Genomic DNA, 17039 nt, shown 5'->3' on the forward strand with positions numbered 1-17039 from the left:
GTCAGTTATTTATTGAAGGGCGTCCCATTGTTGGACGACTTACAGAGAACTGATATAATCCTAATTTTAATACAAAAAAAATTCTGTACTAAGGCGAATTCTGTAAAACTGATTTGGAAAATACAGAATGGACGTGGATGTGTAATGCAGAATCGGCAGTATTTACAAAAAATACTATGCAACCACTGGTATGTTTTCTGCTTTGAGGGCAAGTTGACAAAAATGCCTGTGGCAGGATTATGAAGCTCGAAATAAATCCGTAAAGGGAGCCCCAAAAACGCAAAAAACCGATCCAGAGAACTGAACCGGTCAATTACGTCGCTAAAGCGAGATAGTTTGCACCTCCTCCTTTAGCACGTTGCCAAATTCAAGGCAAGCACTGCGTGTCAGCACGCCACGGATGAGCTTTGCCTGCTTCATGCGAAGGAGATAACTGTTATGAAACCGGTACGCCAAGTTGTAAGCCGCAGCAAAGGGCGAGTGCACGGGCTTTACTACAGTCGTAAGGTCAAACGTCTGCTTCCGTGGGAATCTCAGCTTGAAAGAGATGCCCTCATCATTCTCGATCTTATTCCTGAAGTTGATGATATTGCGGTGCAGCCATTCAAATTGAACTACCAATTTGATGGTCGGGAGAGAGTATATTTTCCGGACATCTTGATCAGTGGTGACTTCGGTCGGACAGTGATTGAGGTCAAGCCCAAGCGTGATCTCGGGAAACGGGAGAATTTGAAGCGGTTTCCGGTAATCGAAACGGTGCTAGGCGAAAAAGGCTATCAGTTCGAGATTTGGACGGAAGATGACATTCGGCGTGAACCAAGAAGTTCGAACGTCAGGTCGCTTAGTCCTCACCGCTTGAGTGCTTCCCCAGAGTTCGATGTGAGTATGCTCAGGTCCTATTCCGAGAGCGCAGGAAGTTTCCTGATTCAGGATGTGGTGGAAATCATGGGTGAAGAAGCGACCCTTGATGACGCTTTGACACTGGTCGCAACGGGACAACTGAAGCTCAATCTGGATGAAAAGATCGGGATGATGTCCTCTGTCGAACTCGCGGACGAGGGAGGAAGGAAATGACGAGAATTCATCTTCCTGAAGGCTCTCGCCTCGCGTTTCAAGGTGCGCAATATAAGGTCGTGACTTTAACCGAAAACCAAGACGTTCATCTCAGTAGTCTGGATACGGGCGAGCCGCTGCTGATACCGTCTAAAGAGATTGCGCAGGCAGTATTTGACGGTGAAGTCGAGATTTTGAGCGCCTTTCCCAATTATGCTCATCACCAGTTGGTCTCATTCGACTCTTTTAGCGATCAGGAGCGAGCTGAAGCCCGAGCCAGACTCGAGTTTGTCAGGCACGTGGATAAAGCTTCAGGTGCGAGCAATCTTAATCAAGCGGTTAGCTGTGTAATTCGGCGTTACGATCAAGACGGTTACGGTGAACTTCCGTCCAAGCGCACTCTAATGCGCTGGTACAAATCCTGGATTTCCGGTGGGAAGGATATTCGTGCCTTGTTGCCCAGAAATTGCTTCAAGGGCCCGCGCCAGATGCGTTTTGACAACCGGCTTGAAAGTATCGTTTGGGAAATTGTGCATGAACGGTATTTGAAGCCGGAATACAGTACTGGAACGGAGATATATCGGGCTATCTGTCGCCGAATAAAAAAGGAAAATCAGACAGCGTCAGTTGGCATGAAGTTACAAGCTCCCAGCCGTCGAACAATTTATAGGTACCTCAGCAAGCTGGACCCCTACGAGGTGCTGCTGGCCCATCATGGACAACAAGTAGCAGATCAAAAGTTTCGTCCTGTTGGTTCGGGGATTGGTACTGACTATCCCCTGGAGCGGGTCGAGATAGATCACCACCTGATTGACTTGTTAGTTGTCTACCCAAACGGTGATGTGATGGGCCGCGTTTGGTTGACGTTAGCCATAGACAGCTACAGTCGCATGGTTGTCGGCTTTGATATTAGTCCTGAACCACCTTCCTATCGCTCAATCATGAGGTGCTTGAGAAATGCGATAGCCCCCAAGGACAAGTTCATTCAGAGCGTTGTTGATGAATTCAAAGACCAAAGCGGAAATGACATTGAAGCTGACATCGAAAATGAATGGCCTTGTTTTGGCTTGATCGTTGTTTTGGTTGTCGACAATGGCCTGGAGTTCCATTCACAGAACTTGCTTGACGCTTTGAGCCAGCTTGCAATTTCTATCGAATACAACCCGAAGCGAATGCCCCGCTACAAGGGTAAGGTCGAGCGGTTTTTCCAAACCCTGAATTCCAAACTGATCCATACACTTGATGGGACGACATTTTCCAACACTCAACAGCGTGGGGATTATGAGTCCGAAAAGAACGCAAAGCTTACCATTCAAGATCTGATGTTGCTTGTGACGAAGTTTGTGGTGGACGAGTACTCAAACACCTATCACGAAGGAATCAAAGATTGCCCAATACACAGGTGGACAAAAGGTACGGAAAAGCATCCTGTCCGCCTCCTAAGTAACCTCGAAGACCTGAGTGTTCTGACCTCGTGCGTCGAAACTTGTACGCTATCGCGTATTGGCGTGCGGTTGTTCAATCTGCAATTCCAATCAGAAGCGATTCAACTGCTTTATCGTCGGCTGATGACCGGAAGAATGAACTTGGGGCGCAACCCGAAAGTTCGCGTCAAATATGATCCGGAAAACCTGCTCGTGGTTTATGTAGAGGATGCTCAGAACAGAATTTTCTTACCTGCAAGTTGCGTATATGCCTCATATGCTGACGGTTTGTCAGTTTGGCGTCACAAGTTGATCAGCAGGGTTGTTTCCAATGAGACGAACGGCGCGCGTAAGCACTCTGAAGAAAAGCTCCTCAATGCGCGGGTGACAACCTTCGAACTCGCTCAGCAGCTGAAGACGAGTAAGAGAAAGACCCGGCGCAACAAGGCTCACAGATATGTTCGAGAAGAAGTCATAGCTGAAGTGGTGACTAATTTCGAGAATGCATCAGAGGATAAGCAAAGAGAAGATATTCCAGTTCAGGAATTTGATTTTTCATCTGATGAGATTGCAGCGGAAATCGAGAAATCTCACTGGAAATCGACGTCTCCGTCCAGAGGCACAGGAGACAAGAATGCATGAAGAAATGTTCCTAACAGATGCTCAAGCAGATGGGTTGGCGAACTTTCAAAACCAGAGAGTCCATCATGGCCAATTCCAGAACGCAATTGCCCGAATTACCAACTTCCACAGGTCAGGTACGCGGGCTTATGCGCCGGGCATAATGACATTCGTTGGAGAGACAGGTGCGGGAAAGTCCTCTGTTGTCGAGAATTTTTGCTCAATGGCCAACAGTGGAGACAGTCATAGCTGTGTTCTATCAATTATCATCCCGCAGAGCTGTACGATAAAGAATCTCGCATCACGCATTCTATATGCGTTGGGGGACCCCTGCGCAAGTATGGGTACGCGAGAGTCTATGGAACGCCGCATTGCAATGCTCGCGGATCATGCCAGTGTTAGCATGCTCATCTTTGATGAGTTTCAGCATTTGACCAACAAAGGTAGCCAAGCTCGTCGCTACGATACTGCCGACTGGCTGAAGACACAGCTTGAAATATTACATAGACCTGTGCTGTTCGTCGGACTTCCAGAGGTCAACGATATCTTCATGGTGAACCCGCAACTTGAAACACGTCGGCGCGGACGAATTGAGCTGCATCCCTTTGATCCCTCTACTAAGGATGGCGCAAAAGAGCTCTTAATGTTGTTCCATTTCTTGAACCAAGAACTTCCCTTACCTGATCCTTCAAGCTCAGTGCTGAAAAGTAACGAAGTAATGCTGAAGTTGGCCCGATCATGCAAAGGGTTAATTGGATACATCACCAAGGTTATCTATCGATCTGTAGAAATTGCTCTGTTGAGCAATAGTACAACGCTTACAGAGCAGCATCTGACGGTTGCCCTATCAGAGCTAAAGGAAGCGTCTGATGAACTCGACACTAGAGCTGCGCGACCATTGCAATCGAAACGGAAACAAACAGTAGGAAGAGTAATTAGCCGTCAGAAAAAAGGGCTTCAAGATGAACCGTTCTGAAGCCGTTCCAATTATTGCATCGCCAATCAAAGACGAGAGCCTTATCGGGTATCTTATCCGAATTGCGGGTCTTAATGCTTATGAAAGCTCGGCATGGCCGTTGAGGCATGTAGGGCTTAGCTATGCGAAGACAAAAGCTTCAACTTGGAGGAGCAAATTACCGGAGCTTGCTTCGATTTTAGGTCAGCCTTTGGAGGCAATCAGTAATCTAGCGCCATTGAATACATTCGAAGGTAACCATTCGAAGGTGACATTGCTCAATGGAGAGGCGGTATCGCGATACTTTTTAAAGTGGCCGACTAAAGCAATCTGTTCCCTGTGCGCACGGGAGAACGGATATCTCTCTAGTCTTTGGGATTTGCGTTTCGTAACTCATTGCCCAAGGCATGGTTGTAAGCTACGTGACGCCTGCTCTGAGTGCGGAAAGGTTGTGAGGTTTTACCGCACAAGTATCGACTTTTGTGAGTGTTTGACCGCCAAAGCAGTTGGTGATTCGTCAATATCGGAAGCCCATATTGGTTTGCTGAGACTGCTTTCAAACAAATACTCAGGGACTAAGTTCGATTTGGCACGGTACGGATTTCCGGAGCTCATTCAGAGAGCGTCGTGCCGAGAGGTGTTGGAGACGATCGCGTTGCTTGGAACTTCTCTTCATCGTGAAGGAGATCCAGATGGTCGCGGCTACCTCCGTGTAAGTGAAGCAAACACCATTATCCACGTCTCTGATGCAGCGGGTGCTCTTGCAAACTGGCCGGAAGGTTTCATTCGCTTCATTGGGAAAATGATAGCTCCAACCGATTGGTATTTGGAAAATGAATTCTTTGCCTTCGGACTAGAGCGACTATATCGAACCTGCTCAACACAAAAGGAGAGATTTCCAACCGTCTATGAAGGATTTGAGGCCTATTTGCGTTTGGTTTCGGAAGGTCGTGCTCCATACGTTAATAATACCGTGGTTCCCAGTCCAGGTCGTCACCAATGGCTTGTTAGTTCTTCGGATGCGCGCAACTGGTTGAAGGTGAGTCGCGCAGGAATTGACAGACTAATAAGAAAAGGTCTTCTCCAGACAATTACCATTCGAAGGGGACGTCGTGTCGACCGTTTGGTCACTCACGAAAGCCTCGAAGCATATAATGACTTGAAGAAACGGCTGATTGGCATTGGTGCTGCCGCATACATGCTTTCGATTTCCCTCTACACTTTGAAGGAACTCGTCAGGGCGGGGTTTGTAACACCGGTTCATTCACCAGATTTGGATGGAAATCATTGCTGGCGGTTTGATCAAAAAGTGCTTGAAGGCTTTCTCTATGAGTTAGAGGTGCACGCCGAAATCTCAAAAATTAGGCCTGTACAGCTGATCGCAGCGGTAAAAAAATACAATAAACAAGGACTATCTTATGTAAGGCTGTTGGAAATGATCAGAGAGGGTGAAGTCGAGTTGTTGATGTACTCCCAAACGGAAAGAGGATTTCTTAAGTTTGGGGTTGATCCGGAAGTTCTCCATAAGCTTTTCAATGATGAAGGAGGTCTTGGGAGGGCTAACTTAACAACTGTCCGCCAACGTCGAACGGGCTTGGTAAATGGTTGACCGAAGCAGGTTGACCTTCTTGCGTGCACTGCTCTGGCAGGGAGACAAGCAAAGGCGCTTGAGTGAACAAGAAATGCTTAACGCCTATGAGCGGGGATGGAGGTTCCATGATATCCTTGCTGAGCCGACGGTAGATGAGCTCAAGTCCATCGAGGCACTGGCATCATCTCATGGCTCATGGCTTGAGGTTGAATGCAAGAAGCTGATTGCAAAGCGGTCTAAACATGAGCCTAAGAACGCTATTATTCACGGCCACAAACCAGCAGATATAAAAACTGTTATAAGCGCGCTTTCAGAGGACTTTATGCAATATCGCAGTCTTGGATTGTCTGGTCGCACTTCATTGTTTGCCTCAGTAGTTGGTTTTGGTGCTCCGAATGAAGTTCGCCTTACCCTTGTCAATCCGCTTGAAAACATCAAATCATTCCGAGACGAGATTTCCAGGGCTGGGCCTGAGGTGTTGTTTGAGAGCTCCAAGAGCGAACCATTCGTTTTTGGGCAATGTTATTTTGATCAGTCAGGTGGGTGGTTTAGCGTTAGACCTTCCGCGAAGGCACCAGGCATCAAGGTCTCCGTGCTGTATGATCAGGGGGAGAAAGCGCTTGAAGTCGGTTCGTACAAAGAGAACCTTGGTAAAACTCTTCCAAGCGTTGCACTGAATGACGAACTTGCTTCGGAGCTTGTTGATCTTTCTGAGGATGCATTTTCTGGGGAGTTAATGAAAGATGCCTTGGAGCAAGTCGTGCTCTTCACCGCGTGTCTTGGTGACCTCGAACGCGTGATTGATCAGATCAAAGCTCAGAGTTTACATCGTGAGCAGATGGAAAGATTCTTGCCGCCGGCATTCGAAGGAACAGGGGGGCTTGAGAGCCTGGAGCTACTTTACTCAAGAGGCGCGGCAAAGCTGAAAGCTCTACTTGAAAAGTTGTGAATGTAATGACTTTGGAGCGCTGGTTAGCGAGCCGTCGATGATTAGCTTTGCTCTCACGGGCAGTTCTGATCGGTTGATTTGGCATTCAGCCCTTTCTCTGTCTGGTGCGAAGCTTCTTTGGATAATGGTGTGCCAATGCCGGCAAGAGATTTTGAAGATGATTTGTTGGAAAAATGCGTTGCCGTTGCCCGTGGCGAACGCGAGAGTGCAACTAGTCAGATTGAAGCAAATGTCTTTGAAGTTGCTGGATCGATTTTGCGGTCAAAGCTTCCGGTCACTGCGGAAAAGTTGATTGCCGCAGCTGAGAGTTACTTTGTTAACTGTCCAGATCAAAGACTGAAAGTCGTCGAGGTGGTGCGGAAGCAGTGGATCTATGAATTGTCGCGTTTCAGAAACCGGTTGATGCGTTTGCTGAATGAGAGGGGTGTTTCAAAGTGATGCGTCAGCGCATTCGCCGCAGGGCCTATAAATCACGGGATGAGGCACATCAGGTTGTCTTCGATTACATAGAAATAGTCTACATCCCGAATAGAAAACATAGTGCCAACGGAATAGTGCTGCCCCTCGAATTCGAGAGACCACAAATCTGATCAAACCGGGTCTCTTCAATTCCAGGGGCTATTCAGTGATATTGGTGAATTCTAGTTCTGGAGTGTGCTCCCGACTGGAGGTGAGAATGTCTAAAAAGCAGGTGGAGAACGTACTTACTCAGAAGGAAGCCCAAGCATTGTGCCGAGCGGCATTCAGATTGCTGAAGAACTGGGAGCTCTCGGATGCCGAAGTGCGGGTTCTTCTTGGTGGCGACGAGATAGCGTTTAGGAACGAGCAGCAGTGCCCAAACGAGGATATTTTGGTTCGGGCGCATTTGTTGCTAGGCATTCATAAACAGCTGAGGGTGCTTTTTGTCGATAAACGTCGAGGCTATCAGTGGGTGAAGAAGCCTAACCAAACCTTCGGTGGTCTGAGTGCCTTGGAGGTGATGGTGCAAAGAGGCGTTGAGGGTATTTTCCACGTCAAAGAATATCTCGAAGCTGAGAGCGCTCTTTAGCTTGTAGGGGAATTGTCTGAGGGAAATCCGGAGATTTTGCCGTTAGCTGCGATGCAAACAATCTGGATACATCGATTGTCGAAAGGGGGCTCGTCGACAAGTGTTTGTGCTTGACCTGAACCCAAATTTATCTAGTTTACGGCGGCGTATTGAGTAATGAGTATCCGCTAACTCTTGCTCAATCAGGGCCTGTAGCTCAATTGGTTAGAGCCGACCGCTCATAACGGTCTGGTTGCGAGTTCGAGTCTCGCCGGGCCCACCATTCTCTTTACTTCATGTAGATTTATAACCTCAACATAAATTTAGTTCATGTCATCTGGGCATGTATTCGTGATGCCGCTTTCCCAATTTATTTCTAATGCGGAATAATTCAAAAATAATGGATATTAATGTGGTCCATGGATGCGTCTATTAAGTTATAAAGTGTTGTTCACTGCAAAATTTTTTGAGTTCAGGTTTTAATTTTCGTGCATCGTGATTGCATAAATTTTATCTATTTTTATGAGTGATTACTGTATGTTACCGTAAAAATATCTTTATGTTGATAGTTCCTGGTGTAGGTCCGCCCATTTTACAGATTTAATGTTGTTTTCGGAAAACCAGCTTGGCATTTTCGTCGGTTTGTTGTTCTGTGAATAAACCGCAATGACCTTTTTCCCTAGCTTCAAGCTTTGATCAACTTCCCACTTTACCCATTTGCTCTGAGCTGTATCGTCGGAAACAAATATAACGCAGACTGAGCTTCTGTTAATTCTATCTGTGATTTTGGCTTTGATGTATGTAGCGCGTTCGCTGTCATACGGAACCCGAACCGAATGGTCGTTGAACTCCAAGTCACTGTTTTGATTTTTGGCTTGTCCACGCAGTAGATTAACTTCATCTAGGTCTTCAGTCGCAAAGCTAATGAAGACATTTTTCCGACCTTTTTGAAGAGCAGCTTTCGCTTTTTCCTCTAGGGACCTGATATCACCCAAGGAGCTCCAGCTTCCTCCGCCTCCACCACCCATTTAAGTGTCCTCCGACAGAAATTCCAGGCAGGCAATACACTTTCCGCAAGGCTGTTCGTGCCCAACATGACAAGAATAGGTGCCTTTTATACCCTTCTGTGCCGCTAGCTGCACAACATCTTGTTTATTAAAGTCCGCTAACGGTGCAAGAACGGATATTTTACGCCCGAGAGCAACTTCGATAAAGCTCTCAGCTTCACTGAGAAATCGTTTTGTTTGGTCGGGAAATAAGCTTGTTTCCTCGCCCAATAAGCCAATTGAAACAGCATCAGCATTTACTTGGTATGCATATGAACTTGCCATGAGCAAGAAGAGAGCGTTGCGGCCTGGTGTAAATGCATCCTCAAGTACCCTGAGGGTTTTATCTGTTAAGCCGGAGCGTATCAATTTTCCAAACCCGGCCAGATCAGCGACCTCTGGCGCAGGTAAGTTCATTGCTTTCATTGACATCAAGCAGGCTTTGAACTCTCGCTCCATAGCTCTTTGTCCGTAGTTGACAAAGAGTGGGTGGACATTGACGCCTTCTTCTTTGGCAAGGTGAGCGACTAGAGTGGAGTCTAGGCCCCCGGAGACTAAGACAACGATACTCATACTACTTTAATCTCACTTTCAAGAGACTTTGCTGCACGCATAACGATCCAGATTGCCCAGTCAAGAAGTCCAACGACTACACCCAAGCTCTCAGCATGATCTCGTAACGTATTTTCAAGGTGACAATATTTACCAAAACTACTAATCGATGAGGTTTGTTCAGAGAACAGTCCCGATCTGTACATATAATCAAGGACATGGCGATCTATGATTGCCAAATCGTAACTCAAGCCTGTGTTGCGCGCAAACATACTCGCTTGCTTTGGTCCTATCCCAGGAGCATTTTTTACTAACCAATTTCTTAAATCGGAAGCTTCTGAAAAATGACAGACGAGTTCTGTCAAAGAGCCAAATTGTTCAGCTACCGCACGTTTCATTCTTGCCAGTTGGTCTGCCTTTGAGAACCGAAAACGATAAAGTCGGTAGCTACCATTGACAGCCAGTGGCTTAGACAAAGCCCGCGATAATTCAATGTTCAACGCTTTTGTAGAAAGTCGGGATTGACAGCTTAGGAACCCGTCGGCATCAATTGCATCAGCCGCTGCAACTGCGACGTAGTAAGGTACTTGGCTGCTCAAGCAGCAGCATGACAATTCCCACCACAAAGCACGCTCGTCCGGGGCCATTGAGGACCGATTTTTCGGGGCCTTGTCCTCAATATTTGGGTAAATTTCTTGTATTGCCCTCTGGAGTGCTTTCGCGTCGTAAAGGCTCATGAAAACAACTCCGGAAACTGTTCGTTGAGTTGGTCGAAGTTATCTTTTCCCATTAGTAACGGAATTAATTGATCTACCCGTTTTTTTCTTAAATCTTCTGCAAATTCGTAGAAATAGTCGAGATTGTGAAAGGCCACTTTCCCTGCGTAGCCGATTTCATCATCTTCGCGAACTGCGCGAACTAGCTCTGAGGAGGAGGCCTCCATTTGATACATAAAGAAGTCCAGATGTTGGTAGTGGTGGAGTCTGCCTGTTTGACGATCTACTACGATCCGGCACCACTCAAGGCCGTCGAAGCTATCCGCTCCTGCGGCTGTAAATATAGCTAAGCTCCATGGATTTCCTGTGCCTAACAGGTGAATTGGTTGATAGTAGGGTAAGGTGTCCAGCGCTTGGCGTATTTTGAAAACTGTTCTTGCTCTCTCTACCAAGCCTGGGCCTAATTCCCGCTCTGGTACAGCTATTAAACTTGGGTGCAATTCTTTCGACACGCCAACAATAATGTCAGGGAGAAGGTCATACCTAATCTGTTTCTTTTTACCACTTACTGGGGCGTGGACTATTGGTAAAATTTCTCTTTTAAGCTGACGCCGGTCTCGGGCAGCTCCTGATACGATCTTTGCAATTGACCTGTCTACTGAGATTGGTAAAGACATTTGGTCGAAGCTAAAACCCATATCAAATGGCACGTCTTTGATCGATTTCCAAAAACTTTGCGGTTGCCATTGTTTGTCGCCTGTCCGATCGGCTTCGTAGTTCCCTGAATCGATCAATAGGATGCCTCCATCCGTTCGATACTGGGTGAGTTCCTCAATCATTTCAGGAGATCTTCGCTTAGGGTGGAGATCGTAAGCAGAAACAAGAATGGATTTGGCTTTATATAGGCGTAGTGCTCGGATAGCGTCTAGCGGCGGTAGTCGTGTCTCATGAGAAGAGACAGACATGAATAGCGCAGGTAGGCTTAATACGGGCGTCGAAAGGGAGCCCGTTCTGGCGGGCTTTTGTCGAGGGGGGATAATCCGAGCAATCTTCCTCTTGAGTTGTGCTAGGCACGGATGGTTGCTTTTTCCGTCCCAGTCCTTTAATTCGACGCTGCTGAATCCGCCAAAACCATAAGGAATATCGCAATCGTCGATCTTCAGCGGGATAATAGGGATGTTGCGTTTTTCAGCAATACGCACTTCATCTCTGACTTTTCTGCTTTTGCGGGAGTCTGTTGACCATATTGGAACAAGGCACTGTGCCGATTGTAGTTGAGCCTCAATTTCTTCAACATAGTCACCGACTAATTCATCATCCCACCAAGCTTCCCATTGTGAGGACAAAATAGAAAATAAGATCTTTGCCAATTCCTTATTTCGACTGGAGTAGGAAATGAAAATATCAGCCATGACTAGGTCTCTTCATTTTTCCTTTTTCCCCTCTCGGACTTGGATGATGAAGCGTTCTTGTTTCCTGGTGCTCTAGCTCATGGATAACCATGATATTTTGTATACAGAAGTAACAAAGTCATTAACGTAGGATCGGTTTTTGTTTTCATCTGGTTTGTTGGTTGCTTTGTCTTCTTCGCAGTAAACAATTATGTGCTTGCATTTGTGCAGTAAATTCAATGATTTATCTATTTCTTCACTTTGAATTCCATCGGAGATCAATAAAGCTGGAGCTTTGTCATCGCCATAAAGGTGAAGTAAATCTAAGGTGACAGGGATTGGTTGGGCGCCTAATGCTGAGATGCAATGAGTGGCCTCCTCGAGAGCATATTTCCTGCCGAGAGTATTTCCCTTACCAACGACCAAAACGCATCCGCATTTTCTCCCGTTAATCGGCAGGCAACTCTCAATACTTGAGTCCGCAAGCGGTAGAATGGGGGTTTGGCAGTATTTTGATACGATGCGAGAAGCCTTATCTGCAGCAACTCCAGGAGTTTCATTTTTTTCAGCCCAGAAATGGGAAAATGCTGCGCTAAATATGTCCCCTGTGCCAATTTTAAAAACTTGGTCAGAGTGATAAATTGGAACATGTAGTTCTGGCTGATTTCGTTCAAATACCCATGCGCCACGAACACCTGCTTTAACAACGACTACGTCAGACTCATGCTCTGTCAACAAGTGTGAGGCTGCTTCATTTATGTTGTTCTTCTTCGATGACACTAGCGCTTCGTGCTCATTAAGTACCAGTGCAAGTTGTCGAGCTTTCGAGCCATTGCTTCTAAATCTTCGGCCTGGAATTGGGCTTTGCGGGTCAAAGACAACTCTGTCACCAGAAACTATGGACTCACCCTCTAGAAAACCAAAGACTAAGATGTTTTCGGCTTCTACGCGGATGGGGCGTTCTTTTGCTGTTCTGTATGTTTGAGGTTCAATATGTGGACGGGAAAGTGGATGAAAGTACGCAAATATGAAATCTGTTGCTCTTGGGGCTATCTTGAGATTTACACCTAATTTTTTAAGGCTAAGTAGGCCCGGAGAGGCTGGATCTCGGCTGTAAGTATGTAGGGTGGTGTCGTCCGATAGTCCACTTAGGAGAGCAGCGGCACGTCCACCGGATCCAAATTCTTCCTGCCATCTAGGTAGTTCACATAGTTCCTTATAAAATCCACCAACAACGTGCATTTGTTACCTCTGGTCCAGCAGATTTGACTTTCCTTTTTCATAAGTTTCCAGCTCCCATTCCGCTGGCTTCTCTGATAGGAATTTTTCTTCCCAAAACGCTGCATCAGCTTCAGAGCCCAAGGCAAGCATACAGTTTGCGTATGTTGCATATACCCATTTGTGATCGGATCGTTCCTCAAAGTTGCTGGCCGCAGTGATTGTTTGAAGAATATTGATTACAGAGTTTCTAGTTTCGCGTGCGGCGACGCTGCAGAAAATTGCGTCCTCAGAGTTACGCTTCTCTCTGGCCCTTAGGTCGTAACATAATGCAAGATTTTCCCCATTGTAGTAATCTCTGCGAATTACAAATCCCCTATTGTAATACTTAGTAGCCTTGTCTAGGTGGGACTGATCTTTAGATAAGTTGTACAAATTTTTACAGATCGCGCCGGCTATTCCTAGCGTCTCAGGATCGGTGGAATCGTCAGGATTAAGGCTTCTGATTATTGCTAGGGCTTTGTTAAGAGCGTCGAGTTGTGTGGGGTTTTTACTTTTGTAAGACGCTAGTGCTAGTTGTTGTGTAATGTATGGTTCATCTGGACGAAACACGTGCGCTGCAGAGAAGCAGGTCACGGCAGTATCAAAATTACTGCTGGCCATAGCAGCCTTGCCTTTGTTCATTAATTCAGTAAGGTCTTCGCCAGCATTTTTGGTTTCCTCGACAAGTTCTTCAAACTCTTCATTCGACATTCTTGGGTGTTGAAGGTTTGGCAAGTAAGTATATACAGGGCTGTCTGGGGTTTTCTGGGATATGCAGCGATCAATTAGTTCACGCAGAGAGGCAATCGCTCTTCTTGCCTCTTTCGCTCCTATATCAGTCCCCAAGTGTTGATATTGAAAAATTCGAATGTGATTGAGGTCAAAATGCAGTTGTCCTTCGCTCTCCTTCATGACGATAGTCGAATAGGGTTTCAGTGCGTGTCGGACACCAAGTTCATATGTTGCGTTGACATTATCTGTGGATAGGTCGGCGATGACCAAATTTGCCCGATAGAGCATTTCATACATTGAGTGATCAATCGTTCCAGACTCTACAATTTTGTCGGCACGAACACACTCTAAGCCAGCCTCTGTAACTGCAGGCTGTATTATTTCTTCATATGTTGCGTTCAAATCCAGAGTTCTTCCGGAAGGGTATTCGGTCTTTTTGCCAAACCCCATGATAACGAAACACAATTTTTCCATTACCTTCTCCAATACAGCTGTAAATTAGCGTTTTGGGGTGACACGAAGTCCGCCGATGTAATTAAGCGCGGCTCGCGAAGAATCCTCTCGGGAGGTTTAGTACGTGGAGCTTTAGTTAGTATTCTGCTGTTTGGTCGAGTGCCTTGGGGCCATTCGCCCAGTGTTGTTGTTAAAAAGTATCATGGGCGTTATGCTACTTTAGCGCAAGCTTATCTGATTATGCGCAATCAAATGTTTTGGTTGTTGGCGAGAGGAACACCTGCTTCGCTATTGTTAGATAGATATAGAAACAGTTTGAACTAGCAATCACCCAATTTGTCATAATTCGGGGGTATGACTCAATTTTGGTGACCGTTTGCTGCATTCTCCGAGTAAAGCTTTAGATAGACGATTGATTGTTGCATCAACTTATGCTTGTTGGCAGGTGCATTGTTGATGGCTTAAGCATTATCGGAGTTGGGGGGTAAATGCTGAAGAGACGGGCATTGAGGGTTTGGGAGCTGCCGAGTTTAATTTTGCTTTTTACGACAGTCGGTGGCTGCGTTCTCAGCGATACAACTTCCGTTGGTGTTGAACAGGCTGAGCAGGTGAAAGCTAAACACTCAGGGCTGAATGTGGAGAGCCCTCAGCCTCTAGATGCGATGCCAATGGTTGACCACACCTCCGTTGGGCAAGAGAAAGAGCGGGAAGGCTTTACGAAGCAAGGGACCGGGCAGTTTGTGCGTTCGGTTTCGAAATCTGTTAACCGTCTTCCCTCGGGTGAGGTGGGGTTAAACCTCTTGAATGTATCCGTAAAAGAAGCTGCTGACGTCATTCTGAAGGATACTCTTGGCCTCAGCTATATCATGGATCAAGATGTCTCTGGTACTGTTACGGCGCGCACTGCCAAACCGATTTCCAAGGATAATCTTTTAAAGACTTTTGAAACCATCTTGGCAACAAACGGCCTTTCTCTGCTGAAAGAGGACGAGTTTTATCGTATTGCCGTTTCATCGGATATCCAGCAGCAGTTGCCACAAGTCCGAAATTTGCAGTTTTCTGAAGGGCACGGGCTTTATGTGATTCCACTTCAATATGTGTCTGCTTCGGGGTTGCTTGATGTGCTCCCGTCGCTGAAACAGGATTCAGGCCGGAGCGTCTCAGCAGATCCAGTTCGCAACGTCCTCCTTTTTTCAGGGAGTAGTACAGATGCGAGAAACTTGGTGGATCTGGTGGAGACCTTTGATGTCGATTGGATGCGAGGCATGTCTTTTGCCATGGAGCCGCTGGTGAATTCGGACCCGGAATCCGTCAAGGCCGAAGTCGATAATATTTTGAGTTTGCAAGATGGTCCTCTCAAAGGCGTCGTCCGACTTATGGCGATCGAAAGGTTGCAATCATTGTTGATTATCTCTTCTCAACCACGTTACCTCTCTCAAGTTCGCTCATGGATTAATGAGCTGGATCGTTCTGGTGGTGGGAATGGGCGTCAACTTTATGTCTACTCTGTAAAAAATGCGCGCGCGTTAGATCTTGCTGTTTTACTGAACCAAGTTTTTACGGGCTCTTCAGCGGATTCTTCAAACGTAAGCGCGATCAGCGATGTTGCGCCGGGGCTTGAGAAGTTTGAGCTTGGTAGCTCGGATGCTGCGGCACGTACTGAGCCCCTGATGACCAGCGGGAACAATGCAGCGGGTGAGTTTAAAATTATCGCTAACGAAAGCAGTAATTCTCTATTGCTACTTGCTTACCCGCATGAGTACGGCTTGTTAGAGAAGGCACTTGAGAGGTTGGATGTTATGCCTCTTCAAGTGATGATTGAGGCAACTATTGCTGAAGTCACTCTTAATGATGACTTGAAATATGGTCTTCAATGGCTGTTCTCAAGTGGTGACAGTTCTTTTACATTTTCCTCACTTAGCAGCGGAAATGTTAGCTCTGCTTTCCCTGGTTTTTCATACTCGTTGGCTGGTGCGAGCGCTAATGTAGTTCTAAACGCTTTAAGTCAAGTTACGAACGTAAACGTGATTTCGTCACCGCAGTTAATGGTCTTGGATAACCAGACGGCAAGGTTACAGGTCGGAGACCAAGTGCCGATAGCCACTCAGTCTGCGGTTTCAACAGATAGTGATAGTTCTCCGATTGTTAATTCGATCGAATTCAAGGATACCGGCGTGATCCTTGACGTTACACCACGTGTTACTGCTGCCGGAACTGTTGTTTTAAACGTTAGTCAAGAGGTCTCTGATGTTGTTGAAACAACAACTTCAGATATCGATTCTCCAACCATTCAACAACGACAGATATCTAGCAGTATTGCTGTCCGAGGCGGTGAAACCGTTGCATTGGGGGGGCTGATTAAGTCCAAAGATACAGATGGTGTAAGCGGTATACCGGTGCTTTCTGATATTCCTTTGTTAGGTAATCTTTTCAAAACGACGTCAGAGAGTAAGGTTCGGACTGAATTGCTTGTCCTGATCACTCCGAAAGTTATTCGAAACTCGGATGAATCACGGGCGGTGACCAACGAGTTACGTCAACGGATGAGTGAAGTTAAAAAACTGGATCTTTGAGCTGAATAACTTTTGCGTGAATCATATCATCACCCCACTCCGCATAGGTTGCGCATTTAGAGTTGAAGTGATTGATATTGGCCGATAATCTTCGAGTGTTGAAGAGACAGCCTTTTTTGGCTGAGACGATAGCTCGGGGGAATATCGATGCAGGCAGGCAGCCTTATGTCACGCCTTATGGCGGGGATAGTGTGTTTTTGGTCTTTTGGTCTGTTTGCTGCTCCAGCATATTCGCAAAGTCCTGTTTCGGGTGATTTTTCCGGTCAGTTTGATGTTACGGCCAGCGGAGAGGCGAGTTATGCCATCCCGGTTTCTGTGCCGCCCGGTATCGGTGATCTGGTGCCGGAGGTTGAGCTTTATTACAGCTCGGGCAGCGGTAATGGGCTTTTGGGTGTTGGCTGGGGGATCGGCGGTCTTTCGGCGATTACCCGCTGCAGTCAGAGCCTGACGCCGGACGGGACGATCCGTGCGGTCAAGTTTGATGGCGATGACCGCTTTTGCCTTGATGGTCAGCGTCTTGTTGCGGTGTCTGGTGATTATGGTGCCGCGGCCAGCGAATACCGTACAGAGATTGATGGTCACGCAAAGATTATCGCAAGCGGGGTTGCGGGAAGTGGCCCCGAGCAGTTTGTCGTTTATGCGGCCGGCGGTCATATTTTATCCTATGGTCAAGCATCTGATAGCCGTATCGAGACG

15 protein-coding genes, 1 tRNA gene and 1 pseudogene are annotated in these 17039 nt (G+C 46.7%); 11 read left to right on the plus strand and 6 right to left on the minus strand.

Translation table 11 applies throughout. The annotated features are described in order from the left end of the window. Nucleotides 1-438: 438 nt before the first annotated feature. The 9 genes and pseudogenes from ACXAIA_RS19505 to ACXAIA_RS19545 all read left to right on the plus strand — a co-directional run bounded on the left by ACXAIA_RS19505 (nucleotide 439) and on the right by ACXAIA_RS19545 (nucleotide 7903). Entirely contained in the window at nucleotides 439-1074 is a 636-nt protein-coding gene (locus ACXAIA_RS19505) for a TnsA endonuclease N-terminal domain-containing protein (RefSeq protein ID WP_475350818.1), read from the plus strand. Further along, nucleotides 1071-3119 carry a Mu transposase C-terminal domain-containing protein gene (locus ACXAIA_RS19510; protein ID WP_475350819.1) on the plus strand — a complete coding sequence of 683 codons (2049 nt, stop codon included), beginning with the start codon at nucleotides 1071-1073 and terminating at the stop codon, nucleotides 3117-3119. Before ACXAIA_RS19505 ends, ACXAIA_RS19510 begins: the two co-directional genes overlap by 4 nt. After that, entirely contained in the window at nucleotides 3112-4074 is a 963-nt protein-coding gene (locus ACXAIA_RS19515; RefSeq protein WP_475350820.1) for a TniB family NTP-binding protein, read from the plus strand. Before ACXAIA_RS19510 ends, ACXAIA_RS19515 begins: the two co-directional genes overlap by 8 nt. Next, nucleotides 4061-5662, plus strand: coding sequence for a TniQ family protein (locus ACXAIA_RS19520; protein ID WP_475350821.1), 1602 nt, complete (start codon nucleotides 4061-4063; stop codon nucleotides 5660-5662). Before ACXAIA_RS19515 ends, ACXAIA_RS19520 begins: the two co-directional genes overlap by 14 nt. Before the next feature lie 58 nt (nucleotides 5663-5720). Next, nucleotides 5721-6593 (plus strand): hypothetical protein, encoded by an 873-nt coding sequence (locus ACXAIA_RS19525; protein WP_475350822.1) that lies wholly within the window; start codon nucleotides 5721-5723, stop codon nucleotides 6591-6593. 78 nt (nucleotides 6594-6671) lie between these two features. Continuing rightward, entirely contained in the window at nucleotides 6672-7031 is a 360-nt protein-coding gene (locus ACXAIA_RS19530) for a hypothetical protein (RefSeq protein ID WP_475350823.1), read from the plus strand. 2 nt (nucleotides 7032-7033) lie between these two features. Further along, nucleotides 7034-7183, plus strand: a pseudogene (locus tag ACXAIA_RS19535) (IS3 family transposase); the annotation flags it as partial. An 86-nt stretch (nucleotides 7184-7269) separates the two neighbouring features. Then, on the plus strand, nucleotides 7270-7641 hold the full coding sequence (locus ACXAIA_RS19540; RefSeq protein ID WP_475350824.1) for an MbcA/ParS/Xre antitoxin family protein: 372 nt from the start codon (nucleotides 7270-7272) through the stop codon (nucleotides 7639-7641). Nucleotides 7642-7826: 185 nt separating this feature from the next. Further along, nucleotides 7827-7903 (plus strand) — tRNA-Ile (locus ACXAIA_RS19545). Nucleotides 7904-8177: 274 nt separating this feature from the next. Here the strand turns inward: ACXAIA_RS19545 and ACXAIA_RS19550 are convergent. From ACXAIA_RS19550 to ACXAIA_RS19575, 6 genes are all read right to left on the minus strand, one after another. Next, on the minus strand, nucleotides 8178-8648 hold the full coding sequence (locus ACXAIA_RS19550; protein ID WP_475350825.1) for a TIR domain-containing protein: 471 nt from the start codon (nucleotides 8646-8648) through the stop codon (nucleotides 8178-8180). Then, a complete protein-coding gene (locus ACXAIA_RS19555) occupies nucleotides 8649-9239 on the minus strand; it encodes a 7-cyano-7-deazaguanine synthase (protein ID WP_475350826.1) in 591 nt (196 codons plus the stop codon). Further along, nucleotides 9236-9955: an 8-oxoguanine DNA glycosylase gene (locus tag ACXAIA_RS19560; RefSeq protein ID WP_475350827.1), complete on the minus strand. Its 720-nt coding sequence runs from the start codon at nucleotides 9953-9955 to the stop codon at nucleotides 9236-9238. Before ACXAIA_RS19560 ends, ACXAIA_RS19555 begins: the two co-directional genes overlap by 4 nt. After that, nucleotides 9952-11346: a toll/interleukin-1 receptor domain-containing protein gene (locus tag ACXAIA_RS19565; protein WP_475350828.1), complete on the minus strand. Its 1395-nt coding sequence runs from the start codon at nucleotides 11344-11346 to the stop codon at nucleotides 9952-9954. Before ACXAIA_RS19565 ends, ACXAIA_RS19560 begins: the two co-directional genes overlap by 4 nt. 72 nt (nucleotides 11347-11418) lie before the next feature. After that, complete coding sequence (locus ACXAIA_RS19570) at nucleotides 11419-12567, minus strand: carbohydrate kinase family protein (protein WP_475350829.1); 1149 nt, start codon at nucleotides 12565-12567, stop codon at nucleotides 11419-11421. A gap of 3 nt (nucleotides 12568-12570) precedes the next feature. After that, nucleotides 12571-13791, minus strand: a complete 1221-nt coding sequence (locus tag ACXAIA_RS19575) for a TRAFs-binding domain-containing protein (protein ID WP_475350830.1) — start codon at nucleotides 13789-13791, stop codon at nucleotides 12571-12573. A 467-nt stretch (nucleotides 13792-14258) separates the two neighbouring features. On the opposite strand from ACXAIA_RS19575, the gene gspD reads away from it, so the two are divergent. After that, a complete protein-coding gene (gene gspD, locus ACXAIA_RS19580) occupies nucleotides 14259-16343 on the plus strand; it encodes a type II secretion system secretin GspD (RefSeq protein WP_475350831.1) in 2085 nt (694 codons plus the stop codon). A 189-nt stretch (nucleotides 16344-16532) separates the two neighbouring features. Next, nucleotides 16533-17039, plus strand: a 507-nt coding sequence (locus ACXAIA_RS19585) for a SpvB/TcaC N-terminal domain-containing protein (RefSeq protein ID WP_475350832.1), incomplete at its 3' end; no start/stop codon positions are given.

The organism is Thalassospira sp. ABL2_045 (assembly GCF_056161285.1).

What these genes read in the sequence shown, in the direction of transcription:
- ACXAIA_RS19560 (WP_475350827.1), bottom strand. Translation starts at nt 9,955, where the DNA reads ATGAGCCTTTACGACGCGAAAGCACTCCAGAGGGCAATACAAGAAATT.
- ACXAIA_RS19550 (WP_475350825.1), bottom strand. Translation starts at nt 8,648, where the DNA reads ATGGGTGGTGGAGGCGGAGGAAGCTGGAGCTCCTTGGGTGATATCAGG.
- ACXAIA_RS19540 (WP_475350824.1), top strand. Translation starts at nt 7,270, where the DNA reads ATGTCTAAAAAGCAGGTGGAGAACGTACTTACTCAGAAGGAAGCCCAA.
- ACXAIA_RS19515 (WP_475350820.1), top strand. Translation starts at nt 3,112, where the DNA reads ATGCATGAAGAAATGTTCCTAACAGATGCTCAAGCAGATGGGTTGGCG.
- ACXAIA_RS19570 (WP_475350829.1), bottom strand. Translation starts at nt 12,567, where the DNA reads ATGCACGTTGTTGGTGGATTTTATAAGGAACTATGTGAACTACCTAGA.
- ACXAIA_RS19555 (WP_475350826.1), bottom strand. Translation starts at nt 9,239, where the DNA reads ATGAGTATCGTTGTCTTAGTCTCCGGGGGCCTAGACTCCACTCTAGTC.
- ACXAIA_RS19510 (WP_475350819.1), top strand. Translation starts at nt 1,071, where the DNA reads ATGACGAGAATTCATCTTCCTGAAGGCTCTCGCCTCGCGTTTCAAGGT.
- ACXAIA_RS19505 (WP_475350818.1), top strand. Translation starts at nt 439, where the DNA reads ATGAAACCGGTACGCCAAGTTGTAAGCCGCAGCAAAGGGCGAGTGCAC.
- ACXAIA_RS19520 (WP_475350821.1), top strand. Translation starts at nt 4,061, where the DNA reads ATGAACCGTTCTGAAGCCGTTCCAATTATTGCATCGCCAATCAAAGAC.
- ACXAIA_RS19565 (WP_475350828.1), bottom strand. Translation starts at nt 11,346, where the DNA reads ATGGCTGATATTTTCATTTCCTACTCCAGTCGAAATAAGGAATTGGCA.
- gspD (WP_475350831.1), top strand. Translation starts at nt 14,259, where the DNA reads ATGCTGAAGAGACGGGCATTGAGGGTTTGGGAGCTGCCGAGTTTAATT.
- ACXAIA_RS19575 (WP_475350830.1), bottom strand. Translation starts at nt 13,791, where the DNA reads ATGGAAAAATTGTGTTTCGTTATCATGGGGTTTGGCAAAAAGACCGAA.